Below are 22,149 nucleotides of genomic sequence, written 5' to 3'. Positions count from 1 at the left end.
GGCGCGGGCGGTGCAAACAGAAGTCAATGCATTCGGTAAGGGTCGTCCATACCGATGTTGGTTTGCCACTATGGTGGCCTTTCATGATGCGCGTCCCCGTCCCTGCCCGGCTCAGAAAGGCCGTGCGCACGTGGTTCGACTCCCGCTACATCTCCATCGCCGATCATCGCCAGGACATCCGGGACGCGCTCTGGGAGGTCCAGACCCTGAGGCGGGAGATGGCGACCCTGCAGAACGAGGTCGAACGGCTGCGGGACGCCCGTCCGGCGTCGTCGTCCATCAAGACTGACCCCGCGCTCAAGGCGAGGATCGACGACACCCAGCGGCTCGCGCAGGAGACGGCCAAGGCCATGGACGGGGTGCTGCAGAACGAGGTACTGGTCTGGCAGGCCATCGACGACCTGCGGGCCCGGCGCGACGAGCCGGGCCGGCCGGAGGAGCAACCGTGCGCGTGACCTGGAGCGCCGGCGCGAACCTGACGTTCCGGCTCGACCCGGAGGACGAGATCACCGGCCAGGCGTCCGACGAGTACCCGATCAAGCTGGCCATCAACTCGTGCTCCATCGGCGGGGTGCCCGGCGACGCCCACCCCGACCTGTACGCGGTGGCCGCCTGGACGATCGTGGCCCCGTGGACCAGGAAGCGCATCACGTTCGACCGGGCGATCTCGGCGGAGCTGGCGCAGGCGCTGCACGACGGCTGGGGCGTCGAGGCGGGGCCGGTGGGCGCGGAGCCGAGGCGGCCGGGGGCCAGGCTGGCGATCTCGTACAGCGGTGGCGCCGACTCCGTGGCGGCGGCCACGATCTTCCCCGAGGCCCCGTTCGTGCACTTCCGCCGGGTGGCCCACCCACGCGTGCCGAACCGCTGGCCGCACTACCGCTCCGACGTGCTGGCCAGGCTGGCCGCGAAGACCGGCCGCGAGCTGAGCACGGTCACCTCCGACCTGGAGTACACGCTCGCCGAGCCCCGCCCCGGCTACCCCGAGCACCACGCGGTGGCCGCCGGCGCCCTGCTCCTGGCCGACCGGCTCGACCTGGGCGGCCTGGGCTTCGGCTACGAGATGGGCTCCCGCTGGCTGGGCGGCGGGCGTTATCTGTGGCGCTTCACCCCCGACAACCCCATGTGGGCGCCGCACGGCAGGTGGGGCCGCCTGTTCGCCGCCTCGGGCGTGCACATCGTGCTGCCGGTGGGCGGGGTGAGCGAGGCCGTCACGATGCGCCTGGCCCTGGGCTCGCCGCTGCGGGAGCAGGTCCGCTGGTGCCTGCGCGGCACCGACGGCCCGTGCCGCAACTGCGGCAAGTGCCTGTACAAGGAGCTCATCCAGGCCGCCGTGGAGCGCCGCCCGCTCGACACGCCGATCACCGCCGACCGCCCCATGGCGCGCAAGTACCTCAAGAAGCCGCCGTACGGGGGGCAGGAGATGATCCAGTACGGGCTGGCCCGCGTCCCCGGGATCGAGAACACGCTGTTCGCCCCGGCCCTCGACTACTTCGACGTGTCGGAGGAGGCCACGAGCTGGCTGGAGCACTGCTACCCGCCGGCCCTGGAGGAGATCCCGGAGCGGTGGCGGGCGCAGGCGGCGGCGTTCGCCGAGGAGAACGTCGGGCTGATGACGGAGTCCGAGGTGCGCAGGGTCGAGTCGTGGGGGAGCGCGTGAAGGTCTATCTGTCGGTGGACATGGAGGGCGTGACGGGGCTGACCGACCCCGAGGAGATGCACGCCGGCAAGCGCGGCTACGAGCGGGGCTGCGAGCTGATGACCGCCGACGCGAACGCGGCCGTCGAGGGCGCCTTCGCGGCGGGGGCGAGCGGCGTGCTGGTCAACGACGCCCACGGCTCCACCAAGAACCTGCGCATCGACCTCCTCGACCCCCGGGCGAGCCTGATCAGGGGGCCGGGCAAGGCGCAGCGGATGGCGCACGGGCTCGACGGCTCCTTCCAGGCGGCCTGCTTCGTGGGCTACCACGCCCGCGCCGGCGTCCCGCACGGGGTGCTCAACCACACGTGGATGGGCAAGGAGATCCAGAACGTCTACCTCAACGGCGAGCTGTGCGGCGAGACACGGCTGGTCGCGGCGTGCGCCGGGTTCCACGGGGTGCCGGTGGTGCTGGTGACCGGTGACGAGGCCGTCGGCGACGAGGCCCGCGAGCTGCTCGGCGACGTGGAGACCGTCGCGGTCAAGAAGGGCATCGACAAGTTCTCCGCCGAGCTGCTGCCGCCGGTCGTGGCCCAGGCGCGGATCCGTGAGGCCACGGAGCGGGCGCTGGGGCGGTTGACCGACTTCACGCCGTACGTGGTGGAGGCGCCGTACACGCTCGGGGTGGAGTGGAACTCCACCGCCATCGCCGCGGCCGTCTCGCTGATCCCCGGCGTGCGGACGGCGGGAGCGCGGCACACCGAGTTCACCACCGAGGACTTCACCCAGATCATGGCCCTGTTCGGCCTGTTCGCCAGCATCGCCGGGCAGGTGGCCTGCGGCAGCGGCCCCTATGGCTGAGAACCAGCGTGCCACGCTGACCCGGCGGGGGCTGCTCGTCGGGATCGGCGCCGCCGGCGGCGCGGGCGCCATGTACGCCGCCATGGGCGCGCTCGGCCTGGCACCCGCCGAGCAGGACAAGGAGTTCACGCCGCCACGCACCGGCGACTTCACGCTGAGCGGCAGGGCGTCCGCCAAGGTCGTGATCATCGGGGCGGGCGTGGCGGGGCTGACCGCCGCGTACGAGCTGGGCAAGGCCGGCTACGACTGCACGCTGCTGGAGGCCCGGCAGAAGGCCGGCGGGCGGAACCTCACGCTGCGCGGCGGCGACCGCCTGACCGAGCTGAACGGCGCGGCCCAGGACGTGAAGTTCGGCGCCGGCGTCTACTTCAACGCGGGCCCCGGCCGCATCGCCCAGTGGATGGTGACCCTCGACTACTGCCGCGAGCTGGGCATCCCCATCGAGACGTTCATCAACAACAACGCCTCCGCCTATGTCCACACCAACGGCCGGACCGTCAGGGCCCGCACGGCCCGAGCCGACATGTACGGATACATCGCCGAACTCCTGGCGAAGGCCACCGACGCCGGAGCGCTGGACAAGGCTCTCACCAGGAACGACAGGGAGAGCCTGCTGGAGTTCCTGCGGCGCTTCGGCGACCTGGGCCCCAAGCTCGACTACGCGGGCTCCGAGCGCCGCGGTTTCACGAAATTTCCGTCTATAGACGGCGGGACGCCCATGCCGGACCCCGGCACCCTCCACCAGGTCCTCGCCGCCGGCACCGGCCGGGCCATCACCAACGACTTCGGCTACGAGCAGGCCACCCCCATGTTCCAGCCCGTCGGCGGCATGGACGCCATCGTCACCAAGCTCCAGCAGGCCGTCGGCCAGGACAGGATCAGGACCGGCGCCAAGGTCACCAGGATCACGACCATGGCCGACGGCGTCGAGGTCACCCACACCGGCGGCACCGTCAAGGCCGACTACTGCATCGCCGCCCTCCCGCCGCACGTCCTCGCCAGGATCCCGCACAACCTCGGCGCCCAGATCACCACCGCGCTCGCCACCCCCGTCCCGATCGCCGCGGGCAAGATCGGCCTGGAGTACGGCAGGCGCTGGTGGGAGCTGGAGGACCGGATCTACGGCGGCGTCACCGAGACCGACCTCGACCTCACCCACATCTGGTACCCCTCGCACGACTACCACGCCGAGCGCGGCCTGCTCGTCGGCTACTACAACACCGAGCGCGTCGCCGAGCTCTACAGCGCGCTCACCCCGGAGGACAGGCGGCGCAGGGCGCTCACCCAGGGCAAGAAGATCCACGGTGAGAAGTACCGGCAGAACCTGCTGTCCAGCGTCTCCATCGCCTGGGAGCGCCAGGAGCACATCCAGGGCGGCTGGGTGCGCTGGCCGTCCTTTGATTCGTCCTTCACTCTTCTGCAACGCCCCGCCGGAAGGGTGTACTTCGCGGGCGACTGGCTCACCCATCTGATCGCCTGGCAGGCGGGGGCCATGGAGTCCGCCCGCGCCGCCGTCACGCAACTGCACAGGAGAGTGCTGCAGTCTCCGTGACGCCGCCCGCGGCTCCCGGAAGCGCAAGTAGGCTCCTGGGAGAGGCGATCGAGGAGATGGAATGACGTTGCACTGGGTGCCCGCCACCGAGCGGATCGACCTCCTGGCCGATCCGGTGGCGCGGGCCGTACCTGACATGGAGGGCGTCGAGGTGGCCGAGATCGATCCCGATCTGGCCGACACGGCGGCGTTCTGCGAGAAGTACGGCGTGACCCTCGACGAGTCGGCCAACTGCGTGGTCGTGGCGGCCAAGCGGGGCGGCGAGACGCGTTACGCCGCGTGCATGGTGCTCGCCACGATGCGGGTCGACGTGAACGGCGTGGTGCGCAGGCACCTCGACGCCCGCAAGGCCAGCTTCGCCCCGATGGCGGAGGCGGTCGAGCTGACCGGCATGGAGTACGGCGGCATCACGCCGCTCGGCCTGCCGGAGGAGTGGCCGATCCTGGTGGACGCGCACGTCGCGGAGCACCCGAAGGTGGTGATCGGAAGCGGTGTGCGCAGGTCGAAGCTGGCCGTCTCCGGCGCCACGCTGGCCGGGCTGAAGAGGGCAGAGGTGCTCTCCTTGGCCGGCTGAACGAAATCGAGGCCGATTCGAGACCGTTGGATGGGAAACCGATGAGGCCGTTCTGGACGTTGTACGAGTGGGAATGTGGCCTCATGGTTCATCTCGTGGGCGGGGATTAAGCCGGTATGGTGCTTCATGCCATGAACGATGACCGACTAGGCCCTTACCGGCTGCTCAGGCGGCTCGGTGAAGGCGGGATGGGCGTTGTCCACCTGGCTGTCGACCCTCAGGGGCGGCAGGTGGCCATCAAGGTCCTGCGCGGAGAGGTCGCCGGCGACGAGGTCGCCAGGCGGCGGCTTTCGCGCGAGGTCGAGACCATGCGCCGGGTCCGCAGCAAGTACATCGCCGAGGTGCTCGACGCCGACGTGACCGGTCATCGTCCGTACATCGTCACGCGTTACGTGGCGGGCCCGCCGCTTGACGAGATCGTCAAGAACGACGGCCCGCTCGACCTGCCCGCGCTGCTCAAGGTCGCCCACGGGGTGGCCTCGGCGCTGGCCGTCGTGCACTCGATGGGCGTCATCCACCGCGACCTCAAGCCAGGCAACGTGCTGATCCTGGACGGCGAGCCCGTCCTGATCGACTTCGGCATCGCCCAGGCGGTCGACGCGACGCGGCTGACGCAGACCGGCATGTTCATCGGCACGCCCGGCTACCTCGCGCCCGAGATCATCGAGGGCCAGGAGGCGGGCCCCGAGGTCGACATCCACGCGTGGGCCGGCACGCTGCTGTACGCGGGCACGGGCCAGCCGCCCTTCGGCAAGGGCACGCTGGAGATGATCTTCTACAACATCACGGCGGGCAAGGCCGACATCAGCGCCGCCCCCGCCGAGCTGCAGCCGCTGCTCAAGGCGGCCTTCCAGCGCAACCCCAGCAAGCGCCCCAAGGCCGCCGAGCTGGCCGAGCAGACCGCCCGCATGCTGCCGAAGCCGGCGCGGAGCACCTCGCCCGACGAGATCTCCACCGTGCCCAGGCCCGACCCCGTCGTGCCGCCCAAGGTCACGGAGCGGCCGTCGTACGAGATCTCCACGCCGCCGGTCACGCCCAAGCGGCTGCTGGAGAACCAGGAACAGCCGGCCCCGCCGGCGCCCGACCAGCAGTACGTCTCGCTGCTGCCCAACCAGCCCGACCCGTGGCCGACCCGCAGGGTCTCGCCCGAGGAGCTGCGGCAGATCCAGCGCGAGGCCGGGGTCTACCCGCCGCAGACGCCGCCGGCCACCGGCAACGGCCCGGCCGCGCCCGCGCCCGCGCCCGGCGAGACCGACGTGCCCACGAGACGGGTGCGCCCCGACTCCGCCGACTACCGCCGGATGAACCCGGGCCCCGGATCAGGCCCGCAGCCAGGTCCCCCCGGGCCTGACTACGGCCGCCCGAACCCCATCCCGGTGCAGCCGCCGCCCTACATCCCGGCCCAGCAGCAGTTCCCGCCCGCCCAGCCCGACCGGCTGACCAAGCGGGAGCCGTACATCCCCGGCGTGCAGCCCGGCAAGCCGCTGCAGCGGTCCAGGGCGTACGGCGTGGCGGGCGCCATGCTGCTGATCCTGATGATCGTGGCGGCCGTGTTCAAGCCGGTGCTGGTGGCGATCGTGGCCCTGCCGGTCGCGATCCTGCTGCGTGGGGCCGACCTGGCCCAGCCGCAGCTCGCCACCCGCAGGGCGGCCGGCGCGGCGGCGCTCGACGTGGTCCGGGTGTTCGCCTTCCCGGCGGCGCTGGCCAAGTCGGCGGGCATCACGCTGGCACTCGTGCTGTACGCGCTGATCCTGGGCCTCCCGGTGACGCTCCTGCTCACCGTGGTGGCCGGGATGAACTCCTACTACGCCCTGGCCTGGGGCGCGGCGATCGCGTTGTGGACCGTTTGCGCGGGCCCGGGAGTCGAGGGTCCCGGCAAGCAGATGCGCAGAACGCTCTCATCGCTCGTACCCTCGAGAACAGCGGCGATGGTGATGGCGGGAGTCCTCGCGGCGGGTGCCGCGCTCTCGCTCACCCTCGCTTACAGCACGTTCGGGGACAAGCCTGAGGGGGAGGCCGTATGGACTCCGCTGAACGTCCAAGAAGTGGCGAACCAGCTCGACAACCTAGGGGGGAATTCCGGGGGATGACGCGGGGAAGGCGGCGATGAGCACCCAAGCACCAGAACGCCTCGGCCCCTACCGCCTCGTCAGGAAGATCGGCGAGGGCGGGATGGGGGTCGTCCACCTAGGTCTCGACGGTGAGGGACGCGAAGTCGCCATCAAGGTGCTGCATCCCCACGTCGCCGCCGACCTCAAGGCGCGCGACCGGCTCACCCGCGAGGTCGAGACGATGCGGAGGGTGCGCTCACCGTTCGTCGCGGAGGTGATCGACGCCGAGCTCGTCGGGAGCCAGCCGTACGTGGTGACCCGCTTCGCCCCCGGCCGCACGCTGGAGGACACCGTGCTGGCCCAGGGGCCGCTGGAGGCCAGGCAGCTCATCCAGCTCGCCCAGGGGCTCTGCCAGGCGCTGGTGGCCATCCACACGGCCGACGTGATCCACCGTGACTTCAAGCCGTCCAACGTCATGCTGGTCGACGAGCGGCCGCTGGTCATCGACTTCGGCATCGCCCACCTGGTCAACGCCACCCGGCTGACGCAGACGGGCATGTTCGTGGGCACGCCCGGCTATCTGGCGCCCGAGATCATCCGCGACTCCGACATCACCCAGGCGGCCGACGTGCACGCGCTGGCCTCGACGGTGTTCTTCGCCGCGACGGGGGCGCCGCCGTTCGGCACGGGCACGTTCGAGTCGGTCTGCTTCAACATCATGGAAGGGCGGGCGCAGATCGACAAGGCGCCCGCGTGGCTGCGCGGCTGGCTCACCCGGGCGCTGCAGGTCGAGCCGTCGGCCCGGCCAGGCGCCCACGAGCTGCTACGGCTGGCCAAGGCGCTCGACCCGGCGGTGACCACGTTCAACGAGGGGCCCACCGGGACGAAGCCGGTGGTGCCCCGCACGCGGACCATGGACACGTTCTCCGACCTGCTGCCGCCGGTCGAGTACGGCAAGGCCGCGCCGCCGCCCGCGCCCTCACCTGCGCTGACCCGGCACGAGGAGCGGCCGAAACGCCGCGAGGAGCGGCCGAAGCGCGGAGAGGAGCGGCCTCCGCCCTACGTGCCCGCGCCGATGTCCGCCAGGCCAGCGCCCCATCCCGACCAGCGCGTCGCCGGCTACCCGCCGCCCGACCGGCGACTCGTCCCGGCGCCCACCGCGCCGTCGCAGGTGCGGCCCTACACGCCGCCGCCGCAGTACACGCCGCCGTCGGAACGCAAGCGGTACCTGTTCGGCAGCCAGGTCGTCGGGCTGCTGCTGCTGGTCACGCTGGTGGCGCTGACGGTGATGATGCCGGTCATGGCCGGGGCCGTGGCCGTCGCGCTCGCGCTCGTGCTGCGCCTGGGCGAGTACCTCTTCGGCGACCTGGTCAAGCGCCGCCAGGTGCGCGGCAGCAGCGCGGCCGACCCGCTGCTCGCCCTCGTCGGCACACCTTGGGCGCTGGTCAAATCGGCCCTGGTGACGCTGGTGCACGTGCCGCTGGCGCTGCTGTTCGGCGTCTGCGTCTGGGGCGTGCTGTACTGGGCCGGGCAACTGGGCGTCAACGAGGCCGCGGCGTACGCGGCGGGAGCCTTCGCCGCCGGCCTGTTCGTGCTGCCGGGCGGCGGCGCGCCGCGCAAGGCCGTCACGCGCACGCTCACCGGCGTGCTGCGCAGCCCCGGCGCCGCCCTGGTTGCGGTCGTGCTGGTGGGCACGGCGGCGCTGTTCGCGGTGATGTTCGCGCTCGGCCAGGACGCCTCGTGGGCGCCGTGGCGGCCGCCGGAGTCGGTGATCGACGATCTGGCGAGCGACGCCAGGCAGAGCACGATCGGCCTGATCACAGGGCTGATCGGCGATCTGCTGAACGGTCTGGGGCTGGGGTGGCTGAATCCCTGGGCATGAGTGTCCCCGCCGTCCCCGCTGGGGAGAGATGAGGTATGAGCGAGCGCCTCGGCCCGTACGAGCTTCTCTCCCGTCTGGGGGCCGGCGGGTTCGGCGAGGTGCACCTGGCGCTCGACCCTGAGGGTCGTACGGTCGCGGTCAAGGTCCTGCACCCGCACGTCGCCGCCGACGGCGTGGCGCTGGCGCGGCTGGCGCGCGAGGTCGAGACCATGCGCATGGCCGGCGGGCCGCACATCGCCGAGGTGCTCGACGCCTCGCTGAAGGGCCCGAGGCCCTACCTCGTCACCCGGTACGTGCAGGGCCGCCCGCTCAGCTCCGTCCCCCTGCCCGTGGCCGACCTGCGGCGGCTGGCCTCCGGGCTGGCCGACGCGCTGCAGGCCATGCACGAGGCCGGGGTCGTGCACCGCGACCTCAAACCGGCCAACGTGATGATGACCGAGGGCGAGCCCGTCGTGATCGACTTCGGCATCGCCAGCGCGCTCGACTCGCTGTCCGTCACCGCCTCGGGCGCGGTGGTGGGCACGCCCGGCTACCTGGCCCCCGAGGTGCTCGAAGGGCGGGCCGTGGGGGTGGAGGCCGACGTGTTCGCGTTCGGGGCGACGCTGGCGTACGCGGCCACCGGGCGGCAGCCGTACGGGCAGGGGCCCGCCTCCGCGGTCGCCTACCGGGTCGTGCACCATCCGCCCGACCTCGAAGGCGTGCCCGAGTGGCTGGAGCCGTTGTTACGCGAGTGCCTGTCCACCGATCCCGCCGCGCGCCCCACGGCCGCGCAGATCTGCGCCAGGCTGGGCGTCGCGCCGATGTCGTACGTGCCGCGCCCCGTTCCCGCTCCCGCCCGTCAGGCCACCGATGAGCTGGACACCAGGGAGTGGCGGCCCGGCAAGGAGCGGTACCGCCGTTCGGTGGAGGAGTCCAGGGCCAGGCATCGGGAGAAGGTGCGCAGGCGGTGGCTGATCGGTTCGGGATTGTTCGTGGCGTTGCTGGCGGCTGCCGCGCGCGAGCCGCTGCCCGAGGTGTCGCTCTTCCTGCTGGCGGCGTACGCGCTGGGTGTCGTGGCCGACGGCGGGGTGGCGCTGTTCTCGCGTGGGCCGTTCAGGCGCAGCCGCATGGTCGTCGACCTGGTCAGCGTGGTGGGGGCGGTCGGATTGTGCTTCGGGCTGGCGGCGTCGTTCAGCACGTTCACGCTGGCGCTGTTCGCGGGGACCGCGTTGGTGGTGGGCGTAGTGTTCCTGCTGTCGGCGTGACCGGCGACCTGTGAGCAACGACCGAATAAAGTTCGGTATGGTGGGGATGGTAGGCACGGGCTGTGGGTTTGCACGTAAGCTACCCATGGGTAACATAACGGCGAAACCACGGCAGACCCTCTGTCGGATGCCCGTCGGGCACCTGGCAGTCTGGACAGATGCATTTCGGCGCCCACCGCAGCGAGGCGGGGGCGCACGCGAACTACGGGAGGTCGGCCACCGGCCATGAACATCGTCGTCTGCGTGAAGCAGGTCCCCGACACGGCGACCGAGCGCAAGCTGCGGTCCGATGACAACACGCTCGACCGCGACGCCGCCGACGGCGTGGTCAACGAGCTTGACGAGTACGCGGTCGAAGAGGCGCTGAAGCTGAAGGAGGCCCACGGCGGTGAGGTGACCGTCCTCACCATGGGCCCCGGCAAGGCGACCGACACCATCCGCAAGGCGCTGGCCATGGGCGCCGACAAGGCCGTCCACCTCAGCGACGACGCGCTGCACGGTTCCGACGCGCTGTCCACCTCGTACGCGATGGCCCAGGTGCTCAAGAAGATCGGGTTCGACCTGGTCATCCTGGGCTCCGAGTCGACCGACGCGCGCACCGGGATGCTGGCCGCCATGCTCTCCGAGCGGCTCGGCGCGTCCCAGCTCACCCTGGCCAACAAGGTCGAGGTCGACAAGGGCGCCATCACCATCCAGCGCCTGACCGACTACGGCTACGACCGGGTCGAGGCCCCGCTGCCGGCCGTCATCTCCGTCGTGGAGAAGATCAACGAGCCCCGCTACCCGTCCTTCAAGGGCATCATGGCGGCCAAGAAGAAGCCCGTCGAGACGCTCGCCATCGGCGACGCCTCCATCGACGCGGCCCAGGTCGGCCTGGCAGCCGCCTGGTCCGAGGTCGTCGACTTCGCCGCGGCCCCGCCGCGCGCGGCCGGCACGATCGTCAAGGACGAGGGTGACGGCGGCGAGAAGGCGGCCGACTTCCTGGCGTCCAAGAAGTTCATCTGAGAGCGGGGGTTACACGGAAATGTCGGAAATTCTCGTTCTCGTCGAGCACGCCGAAGGCGAGGTCAAGAAGGTCACCCTTGAGCTGCTGACCCTGGCCCGCACCCTCGGCACGCCCGCCGCCGTCTGGGCGGGCCCCGGCATCACGCCCGAGGCCAAGGCCCGCCTCGCCGAGTACGGCGCGGAGAAGATCTACGTCGCCGGCGCCGACGACATCGTCGACCACGTCGTCGCCCCCAAGGCCGAACTGCTCGCCCAGCTCGTCGCCGGCAAGTCGCCCGCGGCGGTGCTGGTCGCCGCCACGGCCGAAGGCAAGGAAGTCGCCGGCCGCCTCGCCATCAAGACCGACTCCGGCGTCATCACCGACGCCGTCGGCCTCAGCGACGGCTTCGTCGCCGACCAGTCCATCTTCGGCGGCGGCATCAACGTGCACTCCCGGGTGCGCAAGGGCACGCCCATCGTCGCCGTCCGCCCCAACTCCACCGCCCCCGTCGCCGCCCCCGGCGCCGGAGCGGAGGAGGAAGTCTCGGTCACCCTCTCCGACGCCGCCAAGGCCGCCCGCGTGGTCGAGCGCGTCAAGCAGGAGAAGGGCGCCCGGCCCGAGCTGACGGAGGCCGCCATCGTCGTCTCCGGCGGCCGCGGCGTCGGCTCCGCCGAGAACTTCGTCGTCATCGAGGGCCTCGCCGACGCCCTCGGCGCCGCCGTAGGCGCCTCCCGCGCCGCCACGGACGCCGGCTGGTACCCGCACCAGTTCCAGGTGGGCCAGACGGGCAAGACCGTGTCGCCCCAGCTGTACGTCGCGGCCGGGATCTCGGGCGCCATCCAGCACCGGGCCGGGATGCAGACCGCCAAGACGATCGTGGCCATCAACAAGGACCCTGAGGCTCCGATCTTCGAGCTGGCGGACTATGGGGTGGTGGGCGACCTTCACCAGGTCGTGCCGCAGCTCACCGAGGAAGTCAACAAGCGCAAGTAGGGGAAGAGCACGGTCTTTCCTGATGGTCAGGCTGTGACAGCGGGAGGCCCAGGTCTACAAGCTCGGGCCTCCCGGTCGGCGCTTTCGCGCCTTGGGGTCAGGCTGTGACTTTGGGGGGCGCAGGCCCCCAAACCCCCGCTCACAAGCCGCTTGCGCCGTCTGGTTGGGCGGTTAGTTGCTGAGGATGAGGGCCGATGCTTCATCCCGTGCTCGTGTCGCCAGGGCCGTACAAGGATTGTGTAGCCGCAGTGTGATGCTGGGCAGGTTCAGGGCTGGCCGATGGGCGACAATGATCGGCATGACGGAGCGTGTTCGCGCCATTGCAATTGACCCAGACGGTCGGTTGCTGACCATCAAGCGCATCAAAACCGGTCAGAGTCCCTACTGGGTGCTTCCAGGAGGCGCCAGGGAGCCGGAGGACGCGTCCCTTGAAGATGCGTTGCTTCGTGAGCTGCGGGAAGAAGTGGCAGGCGATGCCGAGATTCTGGCGCTCGCCCATGTCCTGTCCGTAGGCGATGAGCGTCAGTACTTCTACGTCGCCCGGATACGCTCCTACGACTTCAACCAGCGCACTGGTCCTGAATTCACTGAGGAGGGCCGAGGGCGGTACGTCCTGCAGCCAGTACCGCTCACCGTCGACGGCCTCGATGCGATCGACTTGAAACCACCGCAGATTGCGGCCTTTCTCCGGAAGGGTGTGGATGCCGGGTTTGACCTGCTCGCCTTGCCGGGCGTCGTCGACCAGGGAGGGCGTGGACGCGTTCACGCGTGAGGGGCAGCCTTTCTCAAGGCAGGATTAGCACTGTCAGTGCAGCAAAAAGCCGCCGTCGACGTGCAGGCTCTGACCGGTGATGAACGCGGCACCGGGGCCGGCCAGGAAGGCGACAGCCGCGGCGACGTCCGCCGGTTGCCCGCGCCGGGGAAGGCACTGGCGGGCGATCTGCTCCTGCACGGGTGTGCGGTCGGCGAGCGGCAGTCGGCGTTCGTGGCCTACCTGGATGGGGCCGGGCACCACCGTGTTGACGGTGACGCCGTAGCCGCCGAGTTCCCGGGCCAGCGCGCGGGTCAGGCCGTGCAGCCCGGCTTTGGCCGCTGCGTAGGCGGCCAGACCGGCGCGGCCGCTGCGGGCGGTGATGCTGCCGACGTTGATGATGCGCCCGGCTCGGCGTTCGACCATGGACGGAGTCACCGCCCGGGCACACCGGTAGTGGCCGGTCAGGTTGAGGTCGATGGCCGCCGTCCAGCGGTCCTCGGTCAGGTCGGCCCAGGCGGTGCGCGGGTAGTCCCCGGCGTTGTTGACCAGGATGTGGATGGGGCCGATCTGTTCGGCGGCGTCGGCGACCATGGCGGTCACCTCAGCGGTGCGGGTGATGTCCGCTCTCACGCTGATTCCCCGGCTGCCCGCGCGGCTGATAGCGGCGATGATCGTGCTCGCCTCGTACTCCTGGTGGCCAGGGTGGGCGACGGCGACGTGCGCACCCGCTTCGGCCAGGGCGAGGGCGATGGCGGCTCCGATGCCGGTGCTGCCGCCGGTGACGATGGCGGCCTGGTCAGCGAGGGGACGTATCGGCTTGGGCATGGTCTGGTCCTGAGGGGAGGGTGGTGGCCAGGTCGGTCAGGCTTAGTGAGGGGTCGAGGATGCGGCCGAGCTCGGCCAGGCAGATCGCCCCATCTGAGGGGGACAGCGACGCCAGCGGGACGACACCGAGGATGCGCAGAGCCAGCCAGGGAGCCAGCACAGTGGCCGGCCCGGGGGCCCGCGCGGGGGCATGCATGGTGGCCGAGTCGTGGCCGGGCGGGGTGAGCAGTCGGCCCAGGTCGCCGTTCAGCCGCTCCAGTAGCGCGTCGAGGGCTGTGCGCCGGCCGGGCCCGGCGCACAGCGACGCGTCCACGTCGATGCGCCCGCCGGTGATGTGCAGGTGGCGGACGTGGGGCCGGTCCACGGCGATGGCGCGCCGGCGTACGGTGCGGGCGTAGGTGCCGGGCTGGTAGGCGGGTACTAGCCAGCCGCCGAAGAAGAGGAGGTAGGCCAGGAGGTTGGCCACTTCTCCTGCGACGGTGGTGCGTCCGGCATGCTCGAGGTCGAGCCAGCACAGCGACGGGCCACCGGCGATGTTGGGCTCGGTCGGGTCGCCTTGGGAAATCATGCTGGGCCACAGGCTGCCGGGCGGTAGCTGGGTTCGCAGGCGGGTGAGGAGGGCGGGCAGATCGAGCCGATAGCTGCCTGTCGGGATGTGAACGGTGCACGGGCGGGCTCTGCCGTACCAGCGTTCCAGGCGGCCGCCGGGGTTCAGCCTGGTCGCGTACAGGGCGGGCACGGTGGCGTGCAGCGGAGTCAGGCGGCCGGTGCGGTCGTGGCTTTCCTGCCAGGAGTCGCAGACGGCGTCGATGAGCGCGCGGATGGCCGGGATCCGGGCGGGGTCGGCGTCGGCCTCGGTAAGGAGGTCAGCGAGCAGGTGCGTGCAGCGACCGCTGGCGAATACGTCCTCGTAGATCAGTGTGGTGCGGGAGCCGTTGTGGCGGCGGCGGAGCAGGTGCGGCACCGGCGCCAAGCCGCGCAGCGCGCGCCAGCCCTGATATTCGCCTTCGGCTCGGTGGGTGGACATGGTCTTGTGGAAGGTGCCGTCGGCGAGGTGCTGCCAGCTGCGTTCGCCGCGGATGCGGGTGTGCTGGTCGGTTGCATCGGTCGGGCTCATCGCGCCTCCAGGCCGGCCAGCCACCAGCCGAGCACCCGCTGAGCCAGCGCGGTGACGTCCTCCGCGCTGCTGCCGGGACCCCGGCAGCTGATCGGTTCGCCGGTCAAGGCGGCGAAGGCAGCCAGGGCCTCGTGGTCGGCGGCGTGGTGGCTGCCTTGCGCCCCGAGGACGATCTTCGCCAGGAGCGCGGCCGTCTTGTACAGCGCGCGTACCTGGAGCGGGCGGCGCAGCAGCAGCCGCCGGATCTGGACGGCGGCTTGGGCGGCGTCGGTGGCGCCGGCCACCGCCACGGTGTGCGGGTCGGGGCAGGGCAGGCGCAGGCCGGGCACGTGCCACAGAACCGCCGTAGTGCCGGCGGCGATGGCGGCGACAGCGTGCAGCAGCCGGGACGGCAGCACGCCGGCGCGGCATTCGGCCGTGCTGATCAGGGTGATTCCGAGTTTCACGCCGCCCAGCAGGCCTTCGTGGCGGGCCACTACCTCGGCGGTCGCGGTCACGGCCGCTTCGTCGGCCAGCAGCAGCACGTCCAAGTCGCTCCACCCGTCGGTGTAGCCCCCGCGGGCCGCACTGCCGGTGACGGCGACGAGGTCGACGAGCGGCCGCGGGTGCGTGAGGCCGGCGGTGAGCCGGTGCAGGAAGGCGTTCAACGGCTCAGGCAGGGACAGGCCGGCCAGACTGGTGCGGTGCGGCGCCGTCTGCGGCCACGCCTGGGCGTGCTGCCGGATCAGCCGGTCCAGACGGTGCTGCAGCGCGTACAGCGGGCCGTTGTTGGGCACGACCACGTCGGCGATCTGGTGGATCCGGTCGGCTCCCCTGGCGTGTTTGACCGTGTCGCGGTCGGCCACGTCGCCGGGTCCGTCCACCCCGCGCTCCTGCCGGGCCTGCAGCACGGTGTCGAGGTAGCAGAGCAGGACGCCGTCGCCGAGCAACGGCTTGAGTGCGGCCGCGAGCTGGTCGCTGTGCAGGCTCTCGATGCTGGCCAGGCGCTGGTAGTGGTGGGCGGCGCAGAAGCGGTCGAGTTCGTCCACCAGTAGCTCGGCCGCCTCCACAGGCGTCACGGCATACACGTCGGCGATGCGATGGCGTGCGGCGGCCAGCTCCAGCAGGTAGCCGATCTTGAGCCGGGCGCTGCCGTGGCGCTCGGCGAGGTAAGCGCCGGCGGTGCTTTTGCCGCTCTCGGACAGCCCGCCCAAGGCGATGACGCGCACCCGGTCGATCACCGGTAGAGGGACGTCGATCCCGCGCGTGCGCAGGCGGTGGCACAGCTGCCGGTGCACCTGCATGATCGGGGCGGTTCCGGTCACGATGGTCTCGTCGCTGGGGTGCGGGTCGGCGTGCAGGTGCTGATGCAGCGTGTGCTGGTAGGCGCGGTAGAGCGGGCTGGTCGAGTTTCGGCGGGCCAGCGCCTGGGCGGCGCCGTCCTGCGGGTCGGCGGCGTGCAGCAGGAGCAGCTCGCTCACACCGTCGAAGGCCGCCGTAAGGTCGTCGGCGTAGGGGGCGAGCAGCGCGCGGGCGTGTTCGGCGGCCCGGGCGTGGCCGAGGCCGAGCCGTACCGCGGCGGTGGCGGTCACGCTGGCTTCCAGCATGGCCGGGCCACGGTCGATCAGCACCAGGCCGCGCCGGGTGCGGGCGTGCCGGGCTCGCTCCAGGTAGGAGCAGGCCAGCACGTCGGCCACTTCGGACAGCGGTGCGTCGGTGAACCACCACGCGGCCAGGCCGCCATCATTGTCGTGAGCGGCGCGCCATCGCGGGTCGAAGGCGTCCAGCGGGCCGGCGTCCCAGGTGTCGGCCCTGCGGCGGGTCAGCAGCCGGATCTGCGTGGTCTTGCCGACGGCATCGGGGCCGCTGAGAGCCACCATGGTCAGCGCCGTCGCGGGGGGCGCATCGAGCGCCGCCCGGAGCAAGGGGCCGGACTCGCCGGATGGCTCGGCGAGCAGGTTGCCAGGGTCAATCATCGGATCGAGGGCCTTTCGCGTCCCGGCACCTTCGCGGCCGGCTCAGCCCCTACCGTGCCCGCGTGATCAGCGCACTGTGAGAGGGCGTGCACGAAGTGCACGCGGCATGCGGATTCTGCAATCTGTCTGTGCATCTGCCGCGACGCCGCGTAGCCTCTGGCTGGCACCTGCTCCGACCGGCCGGGGAGCTCGATGGGTAGCGATCCGTGGACCACGACGCGAGCCGCAGGCTTCCTCAGTACCAGGGACGTGGGAAGCGCCCTGCGTTATGCCCGCACCCTGCTCGGCCTGCGTCAAGCCGATGTGGGGCGTGCCGCCTACTGCTCGGCCTCCACCATCTCCCGCCTGGAGACCGGACGCCACGGCGCCGATCTGGATCTGATCCGCCGGGTGGCCACCGCGGTGGCCATCCCGCCGCACGTGCTTGCCGCTCTTACCGGACTGGGACCGCCTGCTCGCGCTACGGTTACATCACCGACCACCGCCGAGCGGGAGGACGACCCGATGCGCCGCAGGACGCTGTTCACGGCCGCCGCCACGGCAGTGCCCGCCGCCCTGCTGGCCCGCATCGAGGACGCGCTGGCCGTGATCCCTTCCGCCCCGGCACGTCCACTCACGCTCACCGCCCGGCTGGCCCACGCCACCAGGCTCTTCGACCGAGGCGAGCTCGCTCCGCTGGTGGCCGACCTGCCGGACCTGCTGGCCGTCGCGCACGAGAACACCGAGCAGGAGCGCACGCCCGATGCCTTCATCCGGGCTGCCGCCTGCTACGGCCTGGCCACCGAGGCTCTGTCCAAGGCAGGGCGGCAAGCCAGTAGCCGGCTCGCCGCCGACCGCGCCGTCATGTTCGCCCGCCTGTCCGGCTCGCCCACCAGCGTCGCTCTGGCGGCGCGCTGCCTGGGAGTGGTGCTGCGCCATGAGGGCAGGCACGCGCTCGCCGACCAGGTGGTCCTGGAGTCGGCCGGCCACCTGGAAGCGACCGGTCTCACCCGCGCGTCGGAACTGGCGGTCTATGGGCAGGTACTCTGTTCCGCCGCCTACACCGCCGCGCAGCACGGGGACCGGGCCCGCGCGCTGGAGCTGATCCGTGAAGCCGCTGCCGCGGTGCGACGACTTCCCCGCCCGCTGCCTGCGGCCCTGCCTGGACAGCCCCCGGTCATTACGCCGGCCCAGGTGCGGCTGTACGAGATTGGCGTGCATTGGAGCCTGGGCGACCCCGCCACCGCCTTGCGCGTCGGCCGCACACTCACCGCCAGCCAGTTCGCGACCCCGGAACGTCGCGCACGTCTTCACACGGACCTGGCCAGAGTCTGTTGGCAGCAGGAACGACCAGAGCGGACCATCGCCCAACTACTGGCGGCCTACCAGCACGCCCGGGGCGAAGTGAGTCATCGCTTCAGCATCCGCCAGATCGCCGTCGAGGTCACTGACCGGTTTCCCCGCGCCTCTGGCGCGGTGCGGCTGCGCACCGCGATCGGACATGGACCCGACGCTGTGACCTGATCTTGGGCGGTACACCCGATCACTCAATGAACTGGTGATCGCTACGGACCCGGCCGTCTCCGTCCACAGCCAGAACGTCCAGCCCACCCCCCACAACCTCCCCCGTACGCGTGGACACCATCGACCACCGCACGCCGACCACCTGCGGCATGAGCAGCACCGCCTCCCCAGCCGGCTCGAAGACGTGCTCGCCCGGCTCCACGAACATCTCGTAGGCGCGCCCCACCCTGGCCTCCAGCGCGGCATGACCCCGAGCCTCCAGCGGCGGCGCGGGGAGTGCGAGTGACGCGGCGGCGTCGCGGATCGCCTGGGGCGGGTTGGTGAGAACGTGGACGGCGTCGCTCGTCCACAGCTCGTGGACGAGGGCGGCGCGGGTCGCCGGGTCGGGCTCGTTCCACTGGGCGATGTAACGGTCGGTCAACTGCTGGACATCGAAGCTCATGCGCAGCAGTGTGCGGGCGCGGGCTGCGGCTGCGCGATTCCCCGCAGGGAATGGCGCAGCAGCAGGGGTGCAGTATGAATGGGGGCATGACGGTGTCGACGGAGCCTGATCGGTTCGCGAGCGAGCTGCGGCGCTGGCGGACGCGGCGCCGCTTCAGCCAGCTCGATCTGGCGATCAGAGCCGATACGACGCAGCGGCATCTGAGCTTCCTCGAACAGGGGCGTTCCCGGCCGGGGCGGGCGATGGTAGTGCGGCTGGCCGAGTCGTTGGATTTGTCGTTGCGGGAGCGGAACGGGCTGCTGCTCGCCGCTGGGTATGCACCCGTTTACGCGGAGTCGAGGTTGGATGCTCCTGAGCTGAGTCCGGTGCGGGAGGCGCTGGAGCGCATTCTGGACGGGCATCTGCCGTATCCCGCCGTCGTCGTGCGGCCGTATGGGGAGTTGGTGGCGGCGAACGCGGCGTTCGGGGTGCTGGGGGAGGGGGTCGCGCCCGCGTTGCTGGAGCCGCCGGTCAATGTGTTGCGGCTGGCTCTGCATCCGGAGGGGATGGCGCGGCGGGTGGTGAACCTCGCCGAGTGGGGGCGGCACATCACCGGGAGTCTGCGGGAGCAGGCGTTGCGCAGCCCCGATCCGGGGCTTGACGCGTTCATCGCCGAGTTGGACGGTTACCTGCCCGAGCTGGAGCCGCCGGCTGAGCATCTCGGGTTCTCCGTGCCGTTGCGGTTGCGGGCGCCTGAGGGGGAGTTGCGGCTCATCACCACGCTGACGTCGTTCGCGACCGCTGTGGATGTGACGTTGTCCGAGCTGCGGCTGGAGGCGTTTCTGCCCGCTGATGAGGCTACGGCGAAGGTCCTCAGGCAGCGGGGGTGAGGCGGACGGATCCGGATCGATCAAGGCCGGCATCTCACTCAGATCTCCACGAACCCTGCAAGTGATCGTCAATCGCGCCGGCCTACCGTGATCACGCACCGGTACGGAGGAGCGTGGTGATGAGAGGGTTCGGGCTGGTCGTGGCGGGCGTGCTGGCGGGGGCGGCGCTCGTCGGGGGCGGCGTGGCGCTGGCGGACGGGCTGCCATGGAGGGGCGACGCGGAGATCGGTTACGTCAAGGAACGCAGGCTGATCCCCGCCGGATACCTCTCCACGAACGTGGTGTGCCCGGAGGGGCGGCAGGCTGTCGGCGGCGGTTACGCGCATCTCGGCGAGCACGACAGGGAGAGCCCAGTGATCGCCGAGGTGAGCGCCCCCAGCAACACCAGCGGCGATCCAGGCAAGGTGAACAACGCGTGGAGCCTCTTCTTCATGAACGACAAGGAGGACCCGACCCCCGTCGACGTGTACGTGATCTGCGCGCCGATCGGCGGCTGACGGGTCAGGGCGAGGCGGCGGGCGCCGTCCAGCTCGTGAGGAGGCGGAGCGCCTCGGCGGTGGGGGAGCCCGGCTCGACGTTGTAGACGCACAGTGTCTGGTCCGGGTCGCCGGGCGGCTGGAGTGACTCGTAGGAGAAGTGCAGCTCGCCGACGAGCGGATGGTGGTAGCGCTTGGTGCCGTGGGTGCGGCGCAGCACGCGGTGGTCGTTCCACCAGGTGCTGAACTCGGGCGAGCGCAGGGTGAGCTCGCCGACGAGGTCGCCGAGGCGGCGGTCCTGCGGGTAGCGGCCCGCTTCGAGGCGGAGCATGGCGACGGTCTCCGCCGCGATCTGCTCCCAGTCGCCGGTACGGGTGCGCGCCGCCGGGTCGAGCAGGTAGTAGCGGGCCAGGTTGCGCTGGGTCGCGGGCAGGGCGTCGAAGTCGGTCAGCACCTCGCGGGCCAGGCGGTTGGCGGCCAGGACGTCCGTGCGGCGGCCCAGGATGAAGGCGGGCACGTGGTCGAGGGTCTGCACCATCAGGTGCAGCCCCGGCCTGACCCGTTGCGGGGCGATCGGGGCGTGGCGGGCGGGACGGGCCAGCAGGTCCGTGAGGTGCTCGCGCTCGGCGGCGTCGAGTTGCAGAGCCTGCGCGAGCGCCTCGGTGACCTCGGGCGACGGGTTGCCCGCGCGGCCCTGCTCCAGCCGGGTGTAGTACTCCGTGCTGACACCGGCCAGCCGGGCCACCTCGTCGCGGCGCAGGCCCGGCACGCGGCGGGCACGCCCGTCGGCGGGCAGCCCCGTGCGGTCGGGGGTGATCCTGGCGCGGCGTGAGCGCAGGAAGTCGGCTAGCTCGCGGCTGCGGTCCATGGTTTCCAGTGTGGCCCGCCTCTCGTGGGCGCGATGACCCAGGGGTGGCCCCGCCAGTACCTGCCTCACGATTACCTGCCTGGTCAGGGCATGCTCGGGCGCCCTGCGGAGGGTGCTTTCCCTGGTGTGCTGTTGGAGGAACGCGGTCAGCCGGCCGCTTGTGACTTTGGAAGGGCGTACCTCATGAGCACCTCTCTTTCCGGACGTGTCGCCGTCGTCACCGGTGCCTCCAGCGGGATCGGCGAGGCCACGGCCGAGCACCTGGCCGGGCTGGGCGCGCGGGTCGCCGTGCTGGCGCGGCGCGCCGACCGGCTGGACGATCTGGTGGCCCGCATCGAGCGGGCCGGGGGCCGGGCCGTGGCGCTGGCGGCCGACGTCACCGACGCGGCGGCCGTGCAGGCGGCGGCCGGGCGGGTGGCCGCCGAGCTGGGCGGGGCCGACCTGCTGTTCAACAACGCGGGCGTCATGCTGCCCGCCCCGGTCGAGGAGCTGGCCGCTGACCAGTGGCAGCGCCAGATCGACCTCAACGTGACGGGTCTGATGAACGTGATCGGCGCGTTCGTCCCCCAGCTCGTACGGGCCGCAGGGGAGCGCGGAGTGGCCGATCTGATCAACACCTCGTCGATCGCGGCGCAGAACATCTTTCCGAACTTCGCCGTCTACTCCGGCACCAAGGCGTTCGTCACGCACTTGTCGCGGCACCTGCGGGCCGAGCTGGGGGCCAAGAACGTGCGGGTCTCGGCGATCGAGCCGGGGATCGTCGGCACCGAGCTGCAGGGGCACGTCACCGATGAGGGGGCGCTGGCGTGGCTGGAGGGTTCGAAGCAGGCGATGGAGTGGCTCACGCCTCAGGACGTCGCGCAGACGGTGGGGTTCGTGGCGAGCCTGCCGCCCCGGGCGAACCTGCAGCAGGTCACCATCATGCCCACCGGCCAGGCGAGCTGACGCCGTCCTGACGGGGAGCTCACCGCGTGGCCCGTACGATCAGCGCGGCGAGCCGTTCGCCGGCAGAGTCGTCCAGCGGCGCGTGGTCGAGCAGCAGCCGGTACCAGAGCACCCCGTAGACGACGTCCATGAGCAGTTCGAGGTCGGCTCCCTCGGCCAGCTCGCCCCGTGCGGCGGCCCGCTCCAGCACGACCCGCAGCGCGGCCCGCCGCTTGAACAGGAACTTCTCCTTGAACGCGGTCGCGAAGACGGGATCGAGCAGCGCCTGCGCCATCAGCCCGACCAGGGTGGGGCGCTGCCCCCGCTGCCGGAACGTGGCCGTCAGGAAGGCGAGCAGGTCGTCGGAGAGCGACCCCTCGTCCGGGATCTCGATCGTGGTCTCGGCCCGTTCGAGCAGCGCCTCCAGGACGACGTCCGCCTTGGACGGCCACCAGCGGTAGATCGTCTGCTTGCCGCATCCTGCGCGGCGCGCGATGCCGTCGATGGTCAGCGCGGCGTAGCCGCCGGTCTCCAGCTCTTCCAGGGCCGCCGCGAGGATCGCGGTGCGCGTGCCCTCGCTGCGGGGTCGTCCCAGCCGTCGCTCGCCTGTCATGCCGCCCACTTTACAAGACTCAACGT

The 22,149-nt window shown here is 71.3% G+C and carries 21 protein-coding genes; 15 read left to right on the top strand and 6 right to left on the bottom strand.

Annotated features, from left to right (window positions below):
- Positions 1-83 precede the first annotated feature (83 nt).
- From FXF51_RS24250 to FXF51_RS24200, 11 genes are all read left to right on the top strand, one after another.
- Positions 84-455: a hypothetical protein gene (locus FXF51_RS24250; protein ID WP_148436940.1), complete on the top strand. Its 372-nt coding sequence runs from the start codon at positions 84-86 to the stop codon at positions 453-455.
- Positions 446-1,657, top strand: coding sequence for a DUF6395 domain-containing protein (locus FXF51_RS24245; RefSeq protein WP_148436939.1), 1,212 nt, complete (start codon positions 446-448; stop codon positions 1,655-1,657). The genes FXF51_RS24250 and FXF51_RS24245 overlap by 10 nt, the downstream gene beginning before the upstream one ends.
- The gene (locus tag FXF51_RS24240) at positions 1,642-2,496 is read left to right on the top strand and encodes a M55 family metallopeptidase (RefSeq protein WP_262379801.1); all 855 of its coding nucleotides are present in this window, start codon (positions 1,642-1,644) and stop codon (positions 2,494-2,496) included. Before FXF51_RS24245 ends, FXF51_RS24240 begins: the two co-directional genes overlap by 16 nt.
- The gene (locus tag FXF51_RS24235; RefSeq protein WP_148436938.1) at positions 2,489-4,048 is read left to right on the top strand and encodes a flavin monoamine oxidase family protein; all 1,560 of its coding nucleotides are present in this window, start codon (positions 2,489-2,491) and stop codon (positions 4,046-4,048) included. The genes FXF51_RS24240 and FXF51_RS24235 overlap by 8 nt, the downstream gene beginning before the upstream one ends.
- A 61-nt stretch (positions 4,049-4,109) precedes the next feature.
- The gene (locus FXF51_RS24230) at positions 4,110-4,622 is read left to right on the top strand and encodes a YbaK/EbsC family protein (RefSeq protein WP_148436937.1); all 513 of its coding nucleotides are present in this window, start codon (positions 4,110-4,112) and stop codon (positions 4,620-4,622) included.
- 131 nt (positions 4,623-4,753) lie between these two features.
- Positions 4,754-6,712, top strand: a complete 1,959-nt coding sequence (locus FXF51_RS24225; RefSeq protein WP_187414542.1) for a serine/threonine-protein kinase — start codon at positions 4,754-4,756, stop codon at positions 6,710-6,712.
- Positions 6,713-6,728: 16 nt separating this feature from the next.
- Complete coding sequence (locus FXF51_RS24220; protein WP_148436935.1) at positions 6,729-8,555, top strand: serine/threonine-protein kinase; 1,827 nt, start codon at positions 6,729-6,731, stop codon at positions 8,553-8,555.
- Between the two features lie 35 nt (positions 8,556-8,590).
- A complete protein-coding gene (locus tag FXF51_RS24215; protein ID WP_148436934.1) occupies positions 8,591-9,799 on the top strand; it encodes a serine/threonine-protein kinase in 1,209 nt (402 codons plus the stop codon).
- A gap of 225 nt (positions 9,800-10,024) precedes the next feature.
- Complete coding sequence (locus FXF51_RS24210) at positions 10,025-10,804, top strand: electron transfer flavoprotein subunit beta/FixA family protein (RefSeq protein ID WP_148436933.1); 780 nt, start codon at positions 10,025-10,027, stop codon at positions 10,802-10,804.
- A gap of 19 nt (positions 10,805-10,823) precedes the next feature.
- Positions 10,824-11,777, top strand: coding sequence for an electron transfer flavoprotein subunit alpha/FixB family protein (locus FXF51_RS24205; protein ID WP_148436932.1), 954 nt, complete (start codon positions 10,824-10,826; stop codon positions 11,775-11,777).
- 298 nt (positions 11,778-12,075) lie between these two features.
- Positions 12,076-12,549, top strand: a complete 474-nt coding sequence (locus tag FXF51_RS24200; protein ID WP_148436931.1) for an NUDIX domain-containing protein — start codon at positions 12,076-12,078, stop codon at positions 12,547-12,549.
- 33 nt (positions 12,550-12,582) lie between these two features.
- On the opposite strand, the gene FXF51_RS24195 is transcribed toward FXF51_RS24200, so the two are convergent.
- The 3 genes from FXF51_RS24195 to FXF51_RS24185 are packed head-to-tail and all read right to left on the bottom strand — an operon-like array spanning position 12,583 to position 16,428.
- Positions 12,583-13,356 (bottom strand): SDR family NAD(P)-dependent oxidoreductase, encoded by a 774-nt coding sequence (locus FXF51_RS24195; RefSeq protein WP_148436930.1) that lies wholly within the window; start codon positions 13,354-13,356, stop codon positions 12,583-12,585.
- Positions 13,328-14,473 carry a hypothetical protein gene (locus FXF51_RS24190; protein WP_148436929.1) on the bottom strand — a complete coding sequence of 382 codons (1,146 nt, stop codon included), beginning with the start codon at positions 14,471-14,473 and terminating at the stop codon, positions 13,328-13,330. The genes FXF51_RS24195 and FXF51_RS24190 overlap by 29 nt, the downstream gene beginning before the upstream one ends.
- A complete protein-coding gene (locus tag FXF51_RS24185; RefSeq protein WP_148436928.1) occupies positions 14,470-16,428 on the bottom strand; it encodes a nucleotidyltransferase domain-containing protein in 1,959 nt (652 codons plus the stop codon). Before FXF51_RS24185 ends, FXF51_RS24190 begins: the two co-directional genes overlap by 4 nt.
- A 192-nt stretch (positions 16,429-16,620) precedes the next feature.
- Between FXF51_RS24185 and FXF51_RS24180 the strand changes: the two genes are divergently transcribed.
- Complete coding sequence (locus tag FXF51_RS24180; RefSeq protein ID WP_148436927.1) at positions 16,621-17,931, top strand: helix-turn-helix domain-containing protein; 1,311 nt, start codon at positions 16,621-16,623, stop codon at positions 17,929-17,931.
- A gap of 19 nt (positions 17,932-17,950) precedes the next feature.
- On the opposite strand, the gene FXF51_RS24175 is transcribed toward FXF51_RS24180, so the two are convergent.
- Positions 17,951-18,373: a hypothetical protein gene (locus FXF51_RS24175; protein WP_148436926.1), complete on the bottom strand. Its 423-nt coding sequence runs from the start codon at positions 18,371-18,373 to the stop codon at positions 17,951-17,953.
- Between the two features lie 86 nt (positions 18,374-18,459).
- Here FXF51_RS24175 and FXF51_RS24170 point away from each other — a divergent pair, with 86 nt between their 5' ends.
- Both FXF51_RS24170 and FXF51_RS24165 read left to right on the top strand, forming a co-directional pair.
- On the top strand, positions 18,460-19,242 hold the full coding sequence (locus tag FXF51_RS24170; protein ID WP_148436925.1) for a helix-turn-helix domain-containing protein: 783 nt from the start codon (positions 18,460-18,462) through the stop codon (positions 19,240-19,242).
- Between the two features lie 119 nt (positions 19,243-19,361).
- The gene (locus tag FXF51_RS24165) at positions 19,362-19,739 is read left to right on the top strand and encodes a hypothetical protein (protein ID WP_148436924.1); all 378 of its coding nucleotides are present in this window, start codon (positions 19,362-19,364) and stop codon (positions 19,737-19,739) included.
- Positions 19,740-19,743: 4 nt separating this feature from the next.
- Here the strand turns inward: FXF51_RS24165 and FXF51_RS24160 are convergent, their stop codons facing one another.
- Entirely contained in the window at positions 19,744-20,586 is an 843-nt protein-coding gene (locus FXF51_RS24160) for a helix-turn-helix transcriptional regulator (RefSeq protein ID WP_148436923.1), read from the bottom strand.
- Positions 20,587-20,769: 183 nt separating this feature from the next.
- Between FXF51_RS24160 and FXF51_RS24155 the strand changes: the two genes are divergently transcribed.
- Positions 20,770-21,531 (top strand): SDR family oxidoreductase, encoded by a 762-nt coding sequence (locus FXF51_RS24155; RefSeq protein ID WP_148436922.1) that lies wholly within the window; start codon positions 20,770-20,772, stop codon positions 21,529-21,531.
- A 19-nt stretch (positions 21,532-21,550) separates the two neighbouring features.
- Here the strand turns inward: FXF51_RS24155 and FXF51_RS24150 are convergent, their stop codons facing one another.
- Entirely contained in the window at positions 21,551-22,123 is a 573-nt protein-coding gene (locus FXF51_RS24150) for a TetR/AcrR family transcriptional regulator (protein ID WP_187414541.1), read from the bottom strand.
- Between the last annotated feature and the right edge of the window lie 26 nt (positions 22,124-22,149).

The sequence above is a fragment of the Nonomuraea sp. PA05 genome (assembly GCF_008086045.1).
Taxonomy (GTDB): Bacteria; Actinomycetota; Actinomycetes; order Streptosporangiales; family Streptosporangiaceae; genus Nonomuraea; species Nonomuraea monospora.
Note: the sequence above shows the minus strand (reverse complement) of the source record. Positions and strands in the feature narration are given on the sequence as shown.

Coding starts and splice junctions, on each gene's coding strand:
- FXF51_RS24250 (WP_148436940.1), top strand. CDS start 84: ATGATGCGCGTCCCCGTCCCTGCCCGGCTCAGAAAGGCCGTGCGCACG.
- FXF51_RS24235 (WP_148436938.1), top strand. CDS start 2,489: ATGGCTGAGAACCAGCGTGCCACGCTGACCCGGCGGGGGCTGCTCGTC.
- FXF51_RS24230 (WP_148436937.1), top strand. CDS start 4,110: ATGACGTTGCACTGGGTGCCCGCCACCGAGCGGATCGACCTCCTGGCC.
- FXF51_RS24225 (WP_187414542.1), top strand. CDS start 4,754: ATGAACGATGACCGACTAGGCCCTTACCGGCTGCTCAGGCGGCTCGGT.
- FXF51_RS24220 (WP_148436935.1), top strand. CDS start 6,729: ATGAGCACCCAAGCACCAGAACGCCTCGGCCCCTACCGCCTCGTCAGG.
- FXF51_RS24215 (WP_148436934.1), top strand. CDS start 8,591: ATGAGCGAGCGCCTCGGCCCGTACGAGCTTCTCTCCCGTCTGGGGGCC.
- FXF51_RS24210 (WP_148436933.1), top strand. CDS start 10,025: ATGAACATCGTCGTCTGCGTGAAGCAGGTCCCCGACACGGCGACCGAG.
- FXF51_RS24205 (WP_148436932.1), top strand. CDS start 10,824: ATGTCGGAAATTCTCGTTCTCGTCGAGCACGCCGAAGGCGAGGTCAAG.
- FXF51_RS24200 (WP_148436931.1), top strand. CDS start 12,076: ATGACGGAGCGTGTTCGCGCCATTGCAATTGACCCAGACGGTCGGTTG.
- FXF51_RS24195 (WP_148436930.1), bottom strand. CDS start 13,356: ATGCCCAAGCCGATACGTCCCCTCGCTGACCAGGCCGCCATCGTCACC.
- FXF51_RS24190 (WP_148436929.1), bottom strand. CDS start 14,473: ATGAGCCCGACCGATGCAACCGACCAGCACACCCGCATCCGCGGCGAA.
- FXF51_RS24185 (WP_148436928.1), bottom strand. CDS start 16,428: ATGATTGACCCTGGCAACCTGCTCGCCGAGCCATCCGGCGAGTCCGGC.
- FXF51_RS24180 (WP_148436927.1), top strand. CDS start 16,621: ATGGGTAGCGATCCGTGGACCACGACGCGAGCCGCAGGCTTCCTCAGT.
- FXF51_RS24175 (WP_148436926.1), bottom strand. CDS start 18,373: ATGAGCTTCGATGTCCAGCAGTTGACCGACCGTTACATCGCCCAGTGG.
- FXF51_RS24170 (WP_148436925.1), top strand. CDS start 18,460: ATGACGGTGTCGACGGAGCCTGATCGGTTCGCGAGCGAGCTGCGGCGC.
- FXF51_RS24165 (WP_148436924.1), top strand. CDS start 19,362: ATGAGAGGGTTCGGGCTGGTCGTGGCGGGCGTGCTGGCGGGGGCGGCG.
- FXF51_RS24160 (WP_148436923.1), bottom strand. CDS start 20,586: ATGGACCGCAGCCGCGAGCTAGCCGACTTCCTGCGCTCACGCCGCGCC.
- FXF51_RS24155 (WP_148436922.1), top strand. CDS start 20,770: ATGAGCACCTCTCTTTCCGGACGTGTCGCCGTCGTCACCGGTGCCTCC.
- FXF51_RS24150 (WP_187414541.1), bottom strand. CDS start 22,123: ATGACAGGCGAGCGACGGCTGGGACGACCCCGCAGCGAGGGCACGCGC.